The 16,595-nt window shown below is 70.3% G+C and carries 13 protein-coding genes and 1 pseudogene; 9 read left to right on the forward strand and 5 right to left on the reverse strand.

Annotation, left to right across the window (positions count from 1 at the left end):
- Window positions 1–21: 21 nt before the first annotated feature.
- Together ACGFY5_RS37820 and fbaA are read left to right on the forward strand one after the other, a co-directional pair.
- Window positions 22–1,551 carry an MFS transporter gene (locus ACGFY5_RS37820; protein WP_392728357.1) on the forward strand — a complete coding sequence of 510 codons (1,530 nt, stop codon included), beginning with the start codon at window positions 22–24 and terminating at the stop codon, window positions 1,549–1,551.
- Window positions 1,552–1,645: 94 nt separating this feature from the next.
- Window positions 1,646–2,677: a class II fructose-bisphosphate aldolase gene (gene fbaA / locus ACGFY5_RS37825; RefSeq protein WP_392728360.1), complete on the forward strand. Its 1,032-nt coding sequence runs from the start codon at window positions 1,646–1,648 to the stop codon at window positions 2,675–2,677.
- Window positions 2,678–2,730: 53 nt separating this feature from the next.
- Here fbaA and ACGFY5_RS37830 read toward each other — a convergent pair whose 3' ends face one another.
- Window positions 2,731–3,816, reverse strand: a complete 1,086-nt coding sequence (locus tag ACGFY5_RS37830) for an LOG family protein (protein ID WP_392728363.1) — start codon at window positions 3,814–3,816, stop codon at window positions 2,731–2,733.
- Between the two features lie 169 nt (window positions 3,817–3,985).
- On the opposite strand from ACGFY5_RS37830, the gene ACGFY5_RS37835 reads away from it, so the two are divergent.
- Window positions 3,986–4,408 carry a DUF3151 domain-containing protein gene (locus tag ACGFY5_RS37835; RefSeq protein WP_392728366.1) on the forward strand — a complete coding sequence of 141 codons (423 nt, stop codon included), beginning with the start codon at window positions 3,986–3,988 and terminating at the stop codon, window positions 4,406–4,408.
- 32 nt (window positions 4,409–4,440) lie between these two features.
- Here the strand turns inward: ACGFY5_RS37835 and ACGFY5_RS37840 are convergent, their stop codons facing one another.
- Entirely contained in the window at window positions 4,441–5,931 is a 1,491-nt protein-coding gene (locus ACGFY5_RS37840) for an MFS transporter (RefSeq protein WP_392728369.1), read from the reverse strand.
- A gap of 129 nt (window positions 5,932–6,060) precedes the next feature.
- Here ACGFY5_RS37840 and ACGFY5_RS37845 point away from each other — a divergent pair, with 129 nt between their 5' ends.
- The gene (locus ACGFY5_RS37845) at window positions 6,061–6,777 is read left to right on the forward strand and encodes a TetR/AcrR family transcriptional regulator (protein WP_392729071.1); all 717 of its coding nucleotides are present in this window, start codon (window positions 6,061–6,063) and stop codon (window positions 6,775–6,777) included.
- Here the strand turns inward: ACGFY5_RS37845 and ACGFY5_RS37850 are convergent.
- Both ACGFY5_RS37850 and ACGFY5_RS37855 read right to left on the reverse strand, forming a co-directional pair.
- Window positions 6,742–8,004 (reverse strand): annotated as a pseudogene (locus ACGFY5_RS37850) (chromosome partitioning protein); the annotation flags it as partial. The gene ACGFY5_RS37845 and the pseudogene ACGFY5_RS37850 overlap by 36 nt on opposite strands.
- Before the next feature lie 1,378 nt (window positions 8,005–9,382).
- On the reverse strand, window positions 9,383–10,249 hold the full coding sequence (locus ACGFY5_RS37855) for a diacylglycerol/lipid kinase family protein (RefSeq protein WP_392728372.1): 867 nt from the start codon (window positions 10,247–10,249) through the stop codon (window positions 9,383–9,385).
- Between the two features lie 48 nt (window positions 10,250–10,297).
- Between ACGFY5_RS37855 and ACGFY5_RS37860 the strand changes: the two genes are divergently transcribed.
- The 5 genes from ACGFY5_RS37860 to ACGFY5_RS37880 all read left to right on the forward strand — a co-directional run bounded on the left by ACGFY5_RS37860 (window position 10,298) and on the right by ACGFY5_RS37880 (window position 14,633).
- Window positions 10,298–11,584, forward strand: a complete 1,287-nt coding sequence (locus ACGFY5_RS37860; protein WP_392728375.1) for an adenylosuccinate synthase — start codon at window positions 10,298–10,300, stop codon at window positions 11,582–11,584.
- A 140-nt stretch (window positions 11,585–11,724) separates the two neighbouring features.
- A complete protein-coding gene (locus tag ACGFY5_RS37865) occupies window positions 11,725–12,108 on the forward strand; it encodes a Vms1/Ankzf1 family peptidyl-tRNA hydrolase (RefSeq protein ID WP_392729072.1) in 384 nt (127 codons plus the stop codon).
- The gene (locus ACGFY5_RS37870) at window positions 12,105–12,389 is read left to right on the forward strand and encodes a hypothetical protein (RefSeq protein WP_392728378.1); all 285 of its coding nucleotides are present in this window, start codon (window positions 12,105–12,107) and stop codon (window positions 12,387–12,389) included. Before ACGFY5_RS37865 ends, ACGFY5_RS37870 begins: the two co-directional genes overlap by 4 nt.
- A 121-nt stretch (window positions 12,390–12,510) precedes the next feature.
- The gene (locus ACGFY5_RS37875) at window positions 12,511–13,578 is read left to right on the forward strand and encodes a transporter substrate-binding domain-containing protein (RefSeq protein WP_392728381.1); all 1,068 of its coding nucleotides are present in this window, start codon (window positions 12,511–12,513) and stop codon (window positions 13,576–13,578) included.
- On the forward strand, window positions 13,575–14,633 hold the full coding sequence (locus ACGFY5_RS37880; protein WP_392728384.1) for a hypothetical protein: 1,059 nt from the start codon (window positions 13,575–13,577) through the stop codon (window positions 14,631–14,633). The genes ACGFY5_RS37875 and ACGFY5_RS37880 overlap by 4 nt, the downstream gene beginning before the upstream one ends.
- Before the next feature lie 392 nt (window positions 14,634–15,025).
- On the opposite strand, the gene ACGFY5_RS37885 is transcribed toward ACGFY5_RS37880, so the two are convergent.
- Window positions 15,026–16,570 carry a PLP-dependent aminotransferase family protein gene (locus ACGFY5_RS37885; protein ID WP_392728387.1) on the reverse strand — a complete coding sequence of 515 codons (1,545 nt, stop codon included), beginning with the start codon at window positions 16,568–16,570 and terminating at the stop codon, window positions 15,026–15,028.
- Window positions 16,571–16,595 lie beyond the last annotated feature (25 nt).

Genomic DNA, 16,595 nt, shown 5'->3' on the forward strand with positions numbered 1-16,595 from the left:
CGTACACCAAAGGAGAGCCCGATGGAAAAGACCAGGCAGCACCCCGGCTGGACGTTGGCCGTCGTCTGCGCCGCCGTGTTCATGCTGTTGCTGGATCTGACCGTGGTCGCGGTGGCGCTCGGCGACCTCCAACGCGACTTCGACGCCGACCTCGCCGACCTCCAGTGGGTCGTGGACGCCTACACGCTGCCGCTCGCCGCGCTCCTGCTGACCGCGGCGACGCTCGGCGACCGGATCGGCCGCCGGCGGATCTTCGCGACCGGCCTGGCGATCTTCACCGCGGGATCGCTGGCCTGCGCGCTGGCCTGGTCCGCCCTTTCCTTGGACGCCTTCCGGGCGTTCCAGGGCATCGGGGCGGCGCTGCTGTTCGCCACCGCGGTGCCGCTGATCGGTGCGGCCTTTCCGGAGCCTCGCCGCAGGGCCGGAGCGATCGGGATCTTCGGAGCCACCCTGACCGGCGCCACCGCGGTGGGCCCGCTGGTCGGCGGTGCGCTGGTCGACGGCCCCGGCTGGCGGTGGATCTTCCTGATCAACGTGCCGATCGGCGTCGTCGCGCTGGTCGTGACGTGGCTGCGGCTGACCGAGTCGCGTCCGGAGAACCCGCGCCGCGCCGACTGGCCGGGGACCGCGCTGCTCACCGCCGGGCTGTTCGCGCTCCTGCTGGGCCTGATCCGGGGTCACGAGGACGGGTGGACCTCGACGCTCATCGTCGCGCTGTTCGTCGTCGCCGGCGTTCTGCTCGTGGCCTTTGTCGTGCGGCAGGCGACGGCGGCGCAGCCGATGATGGACCTGAGCCTGTTCCGGTCGCCGATGTACACCGGCGCCGCGCTCTCGGTGTTCACGATCTCGGCGGTGCTGGTCGGGGCCACCACCTATCTCTCGCTGTACTTCCTCAACACGCTCGGCTACACGCCGTTCGAAGCCGGTCTGCGGTTCCTGCCGCTGACCGTCGCCTCGTTCGTCGCGGCGCCGCTGGCCGCGCAGCTGTCGCACCGGGTCCCGCCGCGGTTCGCGATCGGTGGCACCGTGCTGCTGGCCGCCGTCGGCATGGCGCTGATGACCGGGCTGGACGGCGACTCGGCGTGGACCGCGCTGATCCCGGGCTTCGTCGTGGCCGGGCTCGGTATGGGCGCGCAGGGTGCGGTCGTGACGCAGGCGTCGCTGGCGGCGGTGGAGCCCGCGCGGGCCGGGATGGCGACGGGGGTCGTCAACACGCTGCGGCAGCTGGGCGTCGCGGTCGGCGTGGCGGTCTGGGGTGTGGTGTTCCAGGCGCGGGTCACCGACGAGATGACGTCACGCGTGGACGGGTCGCGTGAGTTGGCCGACGCCGTGGGAGCTGGGGCGGGTCTGCACGTTCTCAGCGCCGTGCCGGAGCAGGTGCGGGGTGTCGTGGAGGTCGCGGCGCGGGCTGCCGGGGCTGCGGGCATCAGTCGGATCATGCTGATCGGGGCGATCGCGGCGGCGGTGGTGGGGGTGGCTGCGGTGCTCCTGGTGCGGGCGCCTGCGCCGGTAGTGGACCCCGTTCGAGAAGAGGAGACCGTTTCGGCGTGATTCTTCCCGCGATCGCAAGGTGGGGACCTGCATGCTCCCGGGCGGGCAAGGAATACTGCGAGATCAGAAGACCGCGACCCCGAGGAGCGCACTGATGCCTATCGCCACCCCCGAGGCGTACGCCGAGATGCTGGACAAGGCGAAGGCTGGTTCCTTCGCCTACCCGGCCATCAACGTGTCGTCCTCGCAGACCCTGAACGCGGCTATCCGCGGCTTCGCGGAAGCGGAGAGCGACGGCATCGTCCAGGTGTCGACCGGTGGCGCGGAGTACCTCTCCGGCCCCACCGTGAAGGACATGGTGACCGGCTCCGTGGCGCTCGCCGCGTTCGCCCACGAGGTCGCCAAGAAGTACGACGTCAACATCGCACTGCACACCGACCACTGCCCGAAGGACAAGCTCGACGGGTTCGTCCGGCCGCTGCTGAAGATCAGCCGGGACCGGGTCTCGGCGGGGGAGAACCCGCTGTTCCAGTCGCACATGTGGGACGGCTCGGCGATCGACTTGGACGAGAACCTGACGCTCGCGCAGGAGCTGCTCGCCCAGGCCGCCGCCGCGAAGATCATCCTCGAAATCGAGATCGGCGTCGTCGGCGGCGAAGAGGACGGCGTCGCGCACGAGATCAACGAGAAGCTGTACACCGCCGAGGGCGACTTCCTGCACACGATCGACGCCCTCGGCTCCGGCGAGAAGGGCCGCTACCTGCTCGCCGCGACGTTCGGCAACGTGCACGGCGTCTACAAGCCGGGCAACGTGAAGCTCCGCCCCGACGTGCTCAAGCGCGGCCAGGAGGTGGCTGCCTCGAAGCTGGGACTCGCCGCCGACGCGAAGCCGTTCGACCTGGTGTTCCACGGCGGGTCGGGCTCGCTGCTGGAGGAGATCCACGAGGCGCTGGACTACGGCGTCGTGAAGATGAACGTCGACACGGACACGCAGTACGCGTACACCCGGCCGGTCGCCGACCACATGCTGAAGAACTACGACGGCGTGCTGAAGATCGACGGAGAGGTCGGCAACAAGAAGACGTACGACCCGCGGGCGTGGGGCAAGGCGGCGGAGGCAGGCATGGCCGCGCGCGTCGTGGAGGCGTGCCAGGCCCTCCGCTCGGCCGGCACCGCAAAGAAGTAGGCCCCGGGGCTTGAACACTTTGGTGGGTCATGACCCACCAAAGTGTTCACCCCTCAGCGCGCCATCAGCAGGGCCACCGCCTCGTCGACGTCGTCCGTCAGCGCCACCCTCGGTGGCGCGGACGGCGCCTGTGCGAACAGCGGCCCCAGCAGCGCCTCCACCGGCAACTCCTCGGTCCAGTAGCGCTTCCCGAGGAACACCATCGGCCCCGACTCCCCGTCGCTGCCGTAGAACGCCTTCGTCGCGGCCTGGAACACCTCCTGCACCGTGCCCGCCTTGCCCGGCGCGAACACGATTCCGCCGCGCGCCGTACGCAGGATCGTGTCCTCGCGGATCGCGTTCGAGAAGTACTTCGCGATCTGCCCCGCGAACAGGTTCGCCGGCTCGTGCCCGTACAGCCAGGTCGGAATCGAGAGCCCGCCGGCCCACGGGTCGGTGGCCCCGACCCGCGCACGCACCGCCAGCGCCGCCGCGGTGTACCGCTCGTGGTCGGTGAAGTACGGCGCCGTGGCCAGTTCGTCGATCGCCGCGTCCAACCCCGCGGGCACAAAAGCGCCGAGGTTCGCCGCCTCCATCACCCCCGGCCCACCGCCGGTGAGCACCAGCGCGCCGGCCTGACGCAGCGAGTAGCCCAACAGCGCCGCCGCCCGGTACGCGGAAGACCCCCGCGGCTCGGCGTGCCCGCCCATCACCCCGATGACCGGGCCGCCGGTCCACGACGCCAGCGCGTCCCCCAAGGCGTTGTCGATGCCGTGGTCGTGCAGACGCTGCGACAGCGCCTCCCGGATCGGCGGCAACGGCCCACCGTGGGCCACGTAGTGCTCGTACACCACCGAGTCGTACATCGCGCCGGAGTCGAATCCCGCGGACAGCACTTCAGCCGTGTACAGCGCCGACGGGTGCGTCGGGTACGGCGCGTGCGCCAGCTCGGGTACGACCGAGGCGCCGCGCGCCACCAGGTCCGCGGCCGCCTCCGACGAGAGCCTGCACCCGATGAACAGCGTGTCGTCGACCTTCACGTCGACCAGCGATACGCCGGTCAGATCGAGCCCCTGGACGGCCAGCCCGGCCAGGGTCCGTTTGTCCAACCAGGTGCCCAGCTCGGCCAGGGATTCGATTTCGTCCGGAGTGGCGTCCACCCCGACATGGTGCCCGACGGCCACCAAGTGTTTCTTGCGCTATCCCGGCATGGTTTCCGGGCCGTGATTTGTTAGTGCACGCTAGTGGCGCCGTCGCGTCACGTAATACTGCCCACACCTGCAGGTACGCCGGTTTCGCCGCGTCCCAGAGCCCGTCAGGATGTACCCCATGAGCCTTCCTCGAGACCTCCTCCCGCAGCCGCCCGCCACGCTCCTGCCGGAGGACCCGGAGGAGCTGGAGGCCGTACGCGAGGCCTCCACCGGCGAGCAGGACCCGGCAGCGGTCGCCGCGCGTTACCCCACCAGCAGCGGCGCGTGGGCGGTTCTCGCCGACCAGGCGTTCGCGAAGGGCGACGCGGTCGCCTCCTACGCCTACGCCCGCACCGGTTACCACCGTGGCCTGGACGCGCTCCGTCGTAACGGCTGGAAGGGCCACGGCCCGGTGCCGTTCTCGCACGAGGGCAACCAGGGCTTCCTCCGCGCGCTGAACGCGTTGGCCCGCGCCGCCCTGGAAATCGGCGAGTCCGACGAGTCCGCCCGCTGCGCCCAGTTCCTCCGCGATTCAGACCCCTCCGCAGCCGACCGCATGTGAGTTACGGCGGGCGCCTTCACCGGCGCCCGCCTTCATGCATTTGTCGACGCCCGGGCAGCGGCATTGTCGTCAGCAGCTGAATCACCGGGCACCGCGGACTCCGGTCGAGCTTTCGGCGGCAACAGGAACGACAGCCCGGCCAGTACGATCAGCAGCCCGACGTCGATCAGAAGCAGTTTCTGGGCCGCTCCGGTGTAGATGCCGGGAGTCGGGCGCCCGTCTCCGAGCAGCGACACGAACACCGTGGTCAGCACCGCCACCCCGAGTGCGCCGCCCAGCTGCTGGATCGCGTTGAGCAGCCCACTGGCCGAGCCCACCTCGTCGTCGTCGACGTCCCCCAGGGCGATGTCGAAGAACGGCGCGATGACGCCCCCCATGCCGATGCCGGACACGAACAGTGCGGGTGCGAAGTCGAGGCTGCTCACCGACGAGCCGACCAGCTCCAGCGTGAGCCACACCCCGGCGATGCCGGCGGCCATGACCAGCGCGGACCCGATGATCACGTACCGGCCGAACTTCGGCACCAGCACGCCCATCGCGATTCCCGCGCCGACCGCGATGCCGAGCGGCCACGGGCCGAACGTCAGACCGGCGCGCAGTGCGCTGTATCCCAGACCGATCTGCAGGTAAAGGGTGAGCGCCAGCATCAGCCCGCTCATCCCGGCGAAGAACAGCACTCCGACGACGAGCGCGCTGCTGAAACTGCGCTTGCGGAACAGGCTCGGCATCACCAGCGGCGTGCGCCCCGACCGGGAACGCCGGACCAGGTGCCAGCCGAGTGCGACGAACAGCAGCACGCCGAGCGCCAGGCACCCGAAGATCCACGCCGGCCAGTCGAGCTCATTGCCCTGAACCAGCGGGTAGACCAGCAGGAACGCGCCGGCTGTCGCGAGCCCCGCACCGATCGGGTCGAGCCCGCCGACGTCCCGCGAGCGGTCCTCGCGGAGCAGTTTCACCGCCCCGATCAGCGCGATCACCCCCAGCGGCACGTTGATCAGGAAGATCATCCGCCAGCCGGTGCCGAACAGGTCTGCGTCGACCAGCGCGCCGCCGAGCACCGGCCCGGCCACCGCCGACAGTCCCATTACCGGACCGAACAGCGCGAACGCCTTGCCGAGCTGCTCGGGCGGGAACGCGGCTCGGATCAGCCCGAAGCCCTGGGGGATCAGGAGTGCGGCGAACACGCCCTGGACGATCCGGAACCCGATCAGCATTCCGGGTGTCGTGGCTAGCGCGCAGGCGGCAGAGGCGAGCGTGAACCCGGCGACGCCGATGACGAACAGCCGCTTCCGGCCGTAGAGGTCGCCGAGCCGGGCAGCGGTGATCAGCCCGACCGCGAACGCGAGCGTGTAGCCGGCCGCGATCCATTGGATCGTCGAGTAGGTGCCACCCAGGTCGTCCCGGATGGCTGGCGAGGCGACACCGACGATCGTGGTGTCGAGCAGGTCCATGACTTCGGCGACCAGAACTATGGCCAGCGCTAACCAGGCCAGGCGGCCGCCCGCGCGGTAGTCGGTGTCCATTGGAGGCTCCTTCCGAACGGCGTTCGACTTGACGAACGGTGTTCGTCAACGAACACCGTTCTAAAGCCGAACACCGTTCGTGTCAAGTACCGTGTTCGGAAGATCAACGAAGGAGCCCTGTTGGACGAGATGCCGGTTCCGCCCTGGCGAGAGCGCAGAAAGCCCACTCCGGCCCGGCGCGCACTCAGCTACGACCAGATCGTCGATGCCGCGATGATCGTGCTGGATGCCGACGGCGTTGATGGCATGAGCATGCGGCGGGTCGCCCAGGAGCTCGGCACCGGTGCGGCCTCGCTGTACGCGCACGTCCAGAACAAAGACGAACTGGTCGACGCCGTTCTCGACCGGGTGTTCGCCGAGGTGGCCATCCCGGAGCCGAGTGGCAACTGGCGCGAGGACTTCATCCGGCTCGCCTACGCCACCCGGGATGCGCTGCAGCGCCACCGGGACATCGCCAAAGCGCTCTGGGGCAAGGTCCCGACCGGCGCCCACGCGTTGCGCCTCGCCGACCACGTCTACGGCGTGTTCCGCGAGATCGGCCTACCCGATCGGTTGGTCGCCTGGGCAGGCCCGCTGCTGTTCGACTACATCACCGCGGACGCTTACGAGGGCAACCTCTACGCCGCGACGTACGGCGACCAGTCCGGTAGCGCACGGTACTTCGAGGGCTTGGGGGACTACTTCGCCTCGCTACCGCCCGATCGCTTCCCGAACATCGCCGGCATGGCCCGGACGCTCACCTCCGGTGGTGGCGACGAGCGTTTCGAGTTCGGCCTCGACGTGATCCTTACCGGCCTCGAGGCGAAAGCGTCACAGTCCCTCCGCGATCGCGGCGGCGATGCGTAGCCAGGCGTTGCGGGTGCGCGACGACAGTTCGCCGTAACGGATCGGCTCACCCGAGTCGAGCAGCCGCTCGTACGGCGCGAGCAGCACCGAGCGGGTGCGTGCCGCGAAGTGCCGCTGGATCGCCTCCAGGTCGACGTCCTTGCGGTTCGCCGGCATCGCGACCACGCTGACCGCCCGCCGCACCAGCTCGTGCCGACCGGTCTGGTCGAGGTGGTCGAGCATGCGCGCCGCGGTCTCGGCCGAGTCGCCACGTGCGGACATCGTGATGACGAGCTGGTCGGTGGCGTCGATCGCCGCCTGCCAGTTCTCGGCGCGGACGTTGTTGCCGGTGTCGACGACGATCAGCTTGTAGAAGCGGCTGACGACCTCGCGGATGTCGACGAACGCCTTCGCGGTGAGCATCTCACCGGCGGTGGCGGATTCGTCCGACGCGAGCACGTCGAACATCGCCTCGCCCTGGGACCGGACGAACGGCGTCAGGTCGCCGACCTTGCCGCTGTGCTGGAAGCCCGGCAGCGCGCGGAGGACGTCGCGCACTGTGTGCACGTGGTAGTCCTGCTGGGAGCGCATGCCCAGGGTGCCCTGGGTTTCGTTGTTGTCCCAGGCCAGGACGTATCCGCCGCGGTTCTGGCCGAAGGTCATCGCGGTCATCAGCACCGCGACCGTCTTGCCGGCGCCGCCCTTGGGGTTGACGACGGTCACCTGGCGGAGACCGCCGAAGTTGCGTCGGACCTTCGCGACGGCGTCGCGGAAGTCGATCTCGCGCTTCGAGAGTGCAGGGCTGACCGTGCCGAAGGTGACCCGCCGGATCAGCGCCGGCACGCCCATCGTCGGCTCCGGGGGGCGGGGGCGGTGTGCCCGCCGGGCGGCGAACTCCTCTGCCGTGGGGGGCACTGCGGGTTGGTCGAAGCGCTGGTTCGTATTGCCCTGCCAGCCGGGGTGCGGCTGGGTGCGTGGTTGCTGTTCCGGCTGCGGTTGACGTTCGGCGGCAGCGTCCGGGGCCGGTCGGTAGGCGTAGTGGTCCGGCGGGCGTTGCAGGTCGTGAGGGGCGGGCTGCGGTACGCCCGGGTAGCTCGGGGGCGGCGCCTGCTCGGCGGGACCCGCCGGCGGCCACTGCGCCGCCGTCAACGGATCAGCCTCCCCCTGCCCAGGCTGCCCGAATGCCCCCTGCCCTGCGCCGGGCTGCCCCGAAACGGGCTGCCCGAAGTCGGGCTGGCCCGCGATCGGCTGCCCGGACACGGGCTGGTCGAAGCCGGGCTGCCCGGACACGGGCTGGTCGAAGCCGGGCTGCCCGGACACGGGCTGGTCGAAGATCGGCTGGGCCGGGGTCGGCTGGCCCGAGACGGGCTGGTTGTAGATCGGCTGACCGGAGACGGGCTGGTCGAAGACCGGCTGCTGGTCCTGGGGCGGCCATGGCTGGGGCGCCGGCTGGTCCTGCGGAGGCCATTGTTGGGCGGCGGGCTCCTGCGGGGGCCATTGCTGGGGCGGCTGTTGGGCGGGCCACTGCTGCTGGTTCTGCGCCGGCCACTGCTGCTGCTCGGGCGGCGGCCACTGCTGGGCAGGCGGCTGCTCCGGTGGCGGCCACTGCTGGGCGGGGGGCTGCTCCTGCTGGGGCCATTGCTGCTGCTCAGACCCCGGCCACGGCTGCTGCCACTGCCCCTCCTGGCCGGGCCACTGCTGCTCCTGCGCAGGCCACTGCTGCTGGGCGGGCCACCCACCCTGCGCCGGCCACTGCTGCTCCGGCGCCGGCCACCCCGGCTGCTGACCCTGTCCCGGCTGACCCTGTCCCGGCTGACCCGGCTCCGGCTGAGCCGGCCACTGCTGCGCGGCCGAGTCCTGCGCCGGCCACTGCTGCGCGGCCGAGTCCTGCGCCGGCCACTGCTGCCCCGGCGGCTGCTGACCAGGCGGCTGAGAAGGCTGCTGCGGGGGCCACTGCTGCTCAGCCCCCGGCCACTCCGACTGCCCCTGCGCCGGCCACTGCTCACCCTGCCGAAGCCACTGCTCACCCTGCCCCGGCCACGGCGTCTGCTCGGAAGCCTGCATCGGCCACGGCGTCTGGGCCGCCTGATCGACGGGCCACTGCTGATCGGCCGCACCATCAGCCCCGGGCCACCCCTGCGCCGACGGCGGCTGCCACTGCTCACCGGACGCAACCCCGGGCACGGTAGGCGCATTCGGATCGATCACCGGCGCCGAACTCGAAACCGGGCTGTCAGCCGTGGGCCACTGCGGCACCTCCGGCGCAGCAGACGCCAACCCGTCAGGTCCGGGCTGCGCCGGCACCTCGGGCGTCTCGTCGAGCCGGACGACCCCGTTCGTGCCGGTGCTGCTCTCGACCCACCCGGACCCGCTCTGCAGATGGGCAGCCGCCGGCGTGCCGTTGACCGGCGTATCGGACGACTCGGTCGACGGCCATCCGATCGCGGACGGCTCCCCGGAAACCTCGGTCTCGGGACGCCCGTTGGCCTCACCGTTGCTCTGGCCGGTGCCTTGCACGGTTCGAACCCCCAACGTTTTCTGGCCGGAGCACTGCTTGGTCAGGACCCGGTGCGAACTACGCCCAGTATCCATACTGCCGGTACCCACCGAAGGTCGATAACTCCGGTTAGCGGATGTAGACACCCCAGGCGTCGCGCTCCATCCACCAGGTCCTTTTCTTACTTACGGTGCCGGCGACCCCGTCATCGGCCACCGGAACCCCATCGGATGAGTCGACGAGAGTGAATTGCGCCGCGCGCCCACGCGCCCGCCGAACCTCGACCTCACCGTGGGCGCGCTTGCGTCCGAACAGCCCACGCGACGGTGCCGCCGGCAACGCCAGCCCCACCTCCAGGACGCCGTCCGCCGGATCCGCGTGCACGACCAGCGGCAGTCCGGCCAGCGACCCGTACCCGTCGGCGTTGGCGACCGCGCAGGCCAGCAGGGGTTCGGTGCCGTCGGTCAGCAGCGTGTCGTCGACGTCGATCCGGGCGAACCACGGCACGGGTCGTCCGCCCTCGTCACCACCGCCGAGGATCGCGCCGTGCAGCGTCACCGACCCGCCGTCGTGGCGCAGCAGGTCGACGCGGCGCGACTTCCCGTCCAGGACCGCGGCGGCCACGTCCGCAGGGGCACGCGGCAAGTCCAACTTCGCGGCCAGATCGACGTCGCCCGAAGCATCCAGGGGCAGGACGCCGATGGCGGGAAGATCCGGCACCGTACGGTCGCTGGGCAGGTCGGCGGGGCGTTCGCCGCCGCGCGGCAGGGACTGGCGCACCATCCGGCGCAGCACCGCACGCAGCTGACCGTCGCCACCGGCGACCACCAGGCGCGCGCCGTCGACCGACGCGCGTTTCACCGCGGCATCGACGTCCGCGTCCGAATCCAGCTCGAGTACCTCGACGTCCGCGCCCTTGCGCAGCGCATCACGACAGGCCAACACGGGTACCCGGGATGCGACACCGGGACCCGGGGCGAGAAGCAGCACGTCCACGTTGGTTAGCCTTACACGTAATCCATTCCTGGGTTGATGGAGGACCGTATGCCCGCGATCGTGCTCGTCGGTGCCCAATGGGGCGACGAAGGTAAGGGTAAAGCCACCGACCTTCTCGGCGGTTCGGTCCAGTGGGTAGTCCGGTACCAGGGCGGCAACAACGCCGGTCACACCGTGATCACTCCGGACGGCGAGAAGTACGCCCTGCACCTGATCCCGTCGGGCATCCTGACGCCCAACACCACATCGGTGATCGGCAACGGCGTCGTCGTGGACCCGGCCGTGCTCATCGGGGAGATGGACGGGCTCATCGAGCGCGGTGTGAACGTCGAAAACCTCAAGATCTCGGCCGACGCGCACCTGATCATGCCGCACCACCGGGCGCTGGATAAGGTCACCGAGCGTTACCTGGGCAAGGCGCGGATCGGCACCACCGGGCGGGGCATCGGCCCGGCCTACGGCGACAAGCTGGCCCGGATCGGCATCCGGGTCGCGGACCTGCTCGACCCGGGCATCCTGCGCCGCAAGCTCGACACGGTGCTCGCCGAGAAGAACCAGATCCTGGCGAAGGTCTACAACCGCAAGGCGTTGGACGCCGAAGCGGTGGCCGACGAGTACCTGGGTTACGCGGCGCGGCTCTCCGACCACATCGCTGACACCCGCCTGCTGCTCAACAAGGCGCTGGAGCGCGGCGAGACGATCCTGCTGGAAGGCTCGCAGGGCACGCTGCTCGACGTCGACCACGGCACTTATCCGTTCGTGACGTCGTCGAACCCGACCGCAGGCGGAGCGTGCGCGGGCAGTGGAATCGGGCCGACGCGGATCACGAAGGTGATCGGCATTCTCAAGGCGTACACCACCCGCGTGGGCTCGGGTCCGTTCCCGACCGAGCTGCTCGACGAGTACGGCGAGCGGCTGCGCAAGGTCGGCGGGGAGATCGGTGTCACCACCGGGCGCAACCGGCGCACGGGCTGGTTCGACGCGGTGATCTCGCGGTACGCGACCCGGGTCAACGGCCTCACCGACATCTTCCTGACGAAGCTCGACGTGTTGTCCGGGCTCGACCGGGTGCCGATCTGCGTCGCCTACGACGTGGACGGCGAGCGCATGGACGACATGCCGATGACCCAGACCGACCTGCACCACGCGACGCCGATCTACGAGTACATGGACGGTTGGTGGGAGGACCTGTCCGAGATCCGGACGTTCGCTGACCTGCCGAAGAACGCCCAGGCGTACGTGTCGCGGCTGGAGGAGCTGTCCGGCACGCAGATCAGCGTCATCGGCGTGGGTCCGGGCCGCGAGCAGAACGTGGTCGTCCGCGACCTGATCTGACTGTTTGCTGCACTCCTCCTCGGGCACTCGGGGTGATTCCCGACGCCTGAGGAGGAGATCAGGGTGGAGCTGGAGTTCCTGTCCGAACTGGCGACCCAGCGAGGTCCGTTCGTCACCGTCTGGCCCAGTACCCGGAGCCGCTGCCGTATGTGGTCGTCGCGGCCGACCGGCCCGGGGCCGACGTCTCGGCGTGGGCCGCGCCCGGGGAGCAGCTGTTCGCCGACTCCGTGGTCGGCCCCGACCAGCACCCCCTGCACAAGGTGCCCGGCGGCGGTTGGTCGGCGCTGCGGTACCAGCACGCGGTCGAGGTCGCGTGGGAGCACAACGCGGCCGCGGTGGCCCAGGAGGTGACCCGGGTGGCCGACACCATTCGGGCGCGGCTGGTGGTGCTGGCCGGTGACGTGCGGGCGGTATCGCTGCTGAAGGCCTCGTTGCCGCCGAGGGTGTCCGACGTGGCCGTGTCGACGGAGACGGGTTCACGCGCGGATCACTCCAGTCTCGACGTCGATTCCGGGAGGGCATGATCGACACGCTCGTGATCGTCGATGACCCGACCTCCGACCTGACGCTGGCCGTCGGACCAGAGCCGCTGCAGGTGGCGCTCAATGAGGACATCCTGGCCGGATACGGCGTGACGGCCGAGCGGGACCGCGCCGACGCGGCGTTCATCCGGGCGCTGGCCGCGTCGGGTGGGCGCATCGAGGTGATCACCGAGGACCGTTCGGCGGAAGGGCCCGAAGAGAACCTCGATTTCGCCGACGGGCTCGCGGCGATCGTGCGTCGGCCCGGCGCCGGCCAGTACTGAAATTTGTGGACGGCCCCCCGCTCCGCGCTCCTCGCGCGTGAGTACGAGTGCCCGGGTCTGCGTACCGTGCGTGGTGCCGCTATAACGGCGGTACGGGATCGGACCGGAGAGGGGGGTGACGATGGCGGACGAGGAGACTCCTCCGGAGAGCGAGGAACCACCGACGGCGCCGCCCACCACCGGGTTACCGCCCCGCCTGCCCCCGAGGTGGGCTTCCGGTGGCCGAACGCTGTCCAAGTTCGACGGCCTGAGCCTCGCGGCTCGGATCGTGCGGCTCTGCGTCGTCGTCATTCTGCTGGTGGGCGCGGTGGTCGTCGCGACGGTCACCATCGCGGGTCTCGGACCACCGTCCGAGGAGGATCTGCGCCGCGAAGCCGGGCTGCTGGACAAGCGGCAGCTGCTGATCGGCGTCAAGGACGACCAGCCGGGCATGAGCCTGCGCCAGGACGGCGTCTACCGCGGCTTCGACGTCGAGGTCGCGTACATGGTCGCCGCCGACCTCGGTTTCGCCCCCGACGACGTGCGGTTCCTCACGATCGAGAGCGAGGACCGGGCCCGCCGCCAGGCGCTCGACGTCAAGACGAACAAGATCGTGACGGTCGACCTCGTCGTCGCCACGTTCAGCATCACGAAGGCACGCATCGACGACCCGGACGTGATGTTCTCCGCGCCGTACCTGCGCACCGAGCAGTCGGTGCTGACGCGCAAGACCACGAAGAAGTACGAGGCGCTCTCCGACCTGGCCGGTTCGAAGGTCTGCACGCTGAACACGACGACGTCCGCGCAGAACCTGCGGGCCGCCGGCGTGCAGCCCGTCGGCAAGAACAAGATCAGCGAGTGCGTGAAGGGCCTGGAGGCCGGCGCGTACGAGGCGGTCTCCACCGACGCCGCGATCCTGGCCGGCTTCGTGCACGTGAACCCCGGCAAGTTCACGATCCACGACATCGGCGCCGAGGGCAGCGAGCTCTACGGCATCAACGTCGGCCGTAACAAGGCACTGCAGACGCTCGTCGACCTCTCGCTGTACCGCTCGTACACCGAGCCCACGGACCGCCGCTGGGAGACCGCGTACGACGACCACCTGCGCACCGAGCAGGCCGACGCGATGCCGCAGCAGGTCGCGGTGGCCCAGCAGCCCGAGGTGGACCGCCCGCGGGTGCGCATCTGGCCCTGGGAGACCGAGCCGTGACCGAGCGACCACAGCCGATTCTGCTGGGACGCCGCCGCCGGGGCCGTGACCAGCAGTGGGTGCTCACCGCGCTCCCGGCGTTCCCGCTGCTCCTGCTCGTGCTGCGCCTGTGGTACCTGAGCCGGCAGGACCTGCAGACGATGTTGCTGCTGGTCCAGAACGTCAGCCCGCTGGGCCTGATCGGCTCGCTGCTGATCACGCTGATCTGGGCGCCGCCGGTGTTCATCCTGGTCGGGCGTGCGCTGGGTGGGCTGTTGCTGGTCAGCTCGATCGACGCGGGTCGGTCGTGGCTGGCCCGAACCGCGGGGCGGACACCGGGATGGGTGGTGCTGTCCGCGTTCGCGGTGGCCGCTGTCACCTGGCAACTGCGTTTCTTGCCGACGCTCGTCCTGTTGCTGGTCGTGATCTTCGCGCTCGACGTGCGGCTGAGATACGAGGACTACCCGCAGCTGGTGATGATCGCGTGCATCGCGGTGCCGGTGACGCTCTCGATCCTCGGCCTGTTGCTGTTCGGTCCGGCGGCGATCGACGCGCTGCGGGTAGCCGAGCCCGAGACCGCGTTCCTGCTGATCGCGCCGGTGCTGGCGCTACCGTTCCTCACCGGGCCGGTACCAGCGCCGGTCTCGATGCTCGTGACGCACTGGGTGGCGATGGCGGGGCTGGCGATCGGCCCGATCCTGGTGGCCGCGATCTTCGTCCAAGCGCCGGTGCTGCCATCGGTGGCCCTGGAGTTGAAGCGCGACACGGCAGGGCTTCCTTCGACACCCGACGATGACGTCGTCGGGGGCTCCGACGTCACGGTGGTGCGCGGGCAGGTGATCACCGTCGACGACCGCTCGACGACGCTGCTGGAGACCGGCGGCAAGGTCGCGTTCGTGCCGAACACCGCGGTGATCAGCCAGGTCTTGTGCCCCGACCCGCTGGATCCGCCGTACAGCGCGGTGGCCGTGTACGGGTGGCAGGTGGAGCGGGCAATGCTGAGTTGGCTGGCGCCGAGCCGGTCGGTACGCGAGCCCACCGATCCCCGGTGTTTGGGCCGCCCGGTGCAGCGCTGAGCGCTGCACGTTTTGGGGGGTCATAGCCCACCAAGGTGTGCAGGCCTCACGGGGCAGGTCGGTCCGCAAGCGGCCGGGATGCCGGTCCACCCGCGGGTGGAGAGTACGGCGGCAGTCCGCGCAGCCACTTCGCACGGCTGGTAGCGGACGTCGTCCCAGCCGAATCGGATGGTGATTTCGCCGCGCATCGCCGCGTCGACATCACGTCGTCTGTCGCGCCAAGCGGCCAGAACGGTCTGGTGTACCGCCCGACCGTCGAGTTCGATCGTGGTCTTGTACTCCCGGTGATGGATGTCCTGCCGCGTACCTGCGGCAGGACATCCATCACCAGGAAGTAGCGCTCGAGCACCGAGTGCGCACCACCCCGGACGTCCTTCGCTGCGGCGAGAATCTCACCGCGCCACTTGAGGCCGCGATTTCCCATCGCGATGTCGACTGCCTTGTCGAGCTGGTTCGGATAGAACTGACCGGCCCGAGCGAGAAGAGCCGTGACCGTCGCGCCTCACGGACCATGCTGCCGCGAGCGCCGCCAGGCCTGGTTCGATCAGGTCGGTCGGGACGCTGGCGAAGCCCAGGCGGATGGCGTTTCGCTGTCGCTCGGCGCCCAGGTGGTAGGTGTCGCTCGGCTCGATCAGCACCCCTCGCCCTCTCGCCGCAGCGGCCAGAGCTCGGCTGTTCAGCTCCGGGGGCCCCACCACCCACAGTGCCGTTCCGCCCGCCGGGAACGTGTCGCCGAACGCCGGGCCCCAGCCCAGGTGCGTCTCCACCGCGGCCACCGTTCGGCGCCAGCGGTCGCGCAGGATCGTCCGGGCCCGGCGCAGCGCCCGCGCGTAGTCCCCGGACGTGATCAGCAGGGCCAGCGCCCGCTGCTGCTGGCCGGGGGCGTGCCGCACCTGGAACCGACGTCGCTCGCGCAGTGCGGCGACCAGCCTGGCGTCGGCTACCAGGAACCCCAGGCGCAGGCCCGGGGCGAGGAACTTCGAGAAGCTGCCGAGGTAGACGACCTGGCCGCGCCGGTCCAGGGCCTTCAGCGCCGGCGTGGGGCTCCCGGCGTACCGGAACTCCGCGTCGTAGTCGTCCTCGACGATCACCAGGTCCGGGGAGGCGTCCAGGAGTTGCCGCCGACGCCCCACCGTCAGCGTCACGTTCGTCGGGTACTGGTGCGAGGGGGTCACGGCCACGGCGTCGCACGACAGCAGTTCCGGACCCGGCACCATGCCGCCACCGTCCACCGGGATCGCCATCAGCGACGCCCCGGTGCGCACCGCGATGTGCCACAGGTCCGGGTAGCCGGGCACCTCCACGGCCAGCCGACGCCCCGGTCCGAGCAGCTCGCCGGCCACCAGCGCGTGCCCCTGCTGGGAGCCGAGCGTTACCAGCACCTGGGAGGGGTCGGCGTCGATGCCCCGGGCCGGGAGGATGTGTCGGCACAGTGCCTCGACCAGCAGCGGATCGTCGGCGTCGCCGAGGTCGGAGAGGCTGGGCCAGAACGAGTCGCCCTCCAGTGCGGCACGCAGAGCCCGCTGCCACGCCCGCTGCGGGAACAGGTCTGAGGAGGGCTGACCGCTCAGGAACGGATAGCGGTAGCGCTGCCAGTCCCGGGGTCGGTGGGAGATCGGTAGGTCAGCGTCGAGGATCGGCGCGAGTCGGGCGTCCCAATCGAAGCGGTTTTCTGCCGGAGGCAGGACCTGGCGCAGCTCGGCGTTGACGGCCAGCCCGGACCGCGCGAGCGGGGTGACGTACCCCTCGGCGATCAGTTCCTGGTACGCGGTGACCACCGTGTTCCGGGAGATGCCCAGCGACGCCGCCAGCTCCCGCGACGACGGCAACCGGCTCTCGGCCCCGAGCCGGCCGGCCAGGATGTCCTGCTCCAACGATGCCCGGAGCTGCCGGTACAGCGGCACACCGGAACTCCGGTCGAGGACAACTGGACTCATCGCCACAGCATGAACTGGATCTTGT

The sequence above is a fragment of the Cryptosporangium sp. NPDC048952 genome (assembly GCF_043197895.1).
GTDB lineage: Bacteria > Actinomycetota > Actinomycetes > Mycobacteriales > Cryptosporangiaceae > Cryptosporangium.

Coding starts and splice junctions, on each gene's coding strand:
- ACGFY5_RS37820 (WP_392728357.1), top strand. CDS start 22: ATGGAAAAGACCAGGCAGCACCCCGGCTGGACGTTGGCCGTCGTCTGC.
- fbaA (WP_392728360.1), top strand. CDS start 1,646: ATGCCTATCGCCACCCCCGAGGCGTACGCCGAGATGCTGGACAAGGCG.
- ACGFY5_RS37835 (WP_392728366.1), top strand. CDS start 3,986: ATGAGCCTTCCTCGAGACCTCCTCCCGCAGCCGCCCGCCACGCTCCTG.
- ACGFY5_RS37840 (WP_392728369.1), bottom strand. CDS start 5,931: ATGGACACCGACTACCGCGCGGGCGGCCGCCTGGCCTGGTTAGCGCTG.
- ACGFY5_RS37845 (WP_392729071.1), top strand. CDS start 6,061: ATGCCGGTTCCGCCCTGGCGAGAGCGCAGAAAGCCCACTCCGGCCCGG.
- ACGFY5_RS37860 (WP_392728375.1), top strand. CDS start 10,298: ATGCCCGCGATCGTGCTCGTCGGTGCCCAATGGGGCGACGAAGGTAAG.
- ACGFY5_RS37870 (WP_392728378.1), top strand. CDS start 12,105: ATGATCGACACGCTCGTGATCGTCGATGACCCGACCTCCGACCTGACG.
- ACGFY5_RS37875 (WP_392728381.1), top strand. CDS start 12,511: ATGGCGGACGAGGAGACTCCTCCGGAGAGCGAGGAACCACCGACGGCG.
- ACGFY5_RS37885 (WP_392728387.1), bottom strand. CDS start 16,570: ATGAGTCCAGTTGTCCTCGACCGGAGTTCCGGTGTGCCGCTGTACCGG.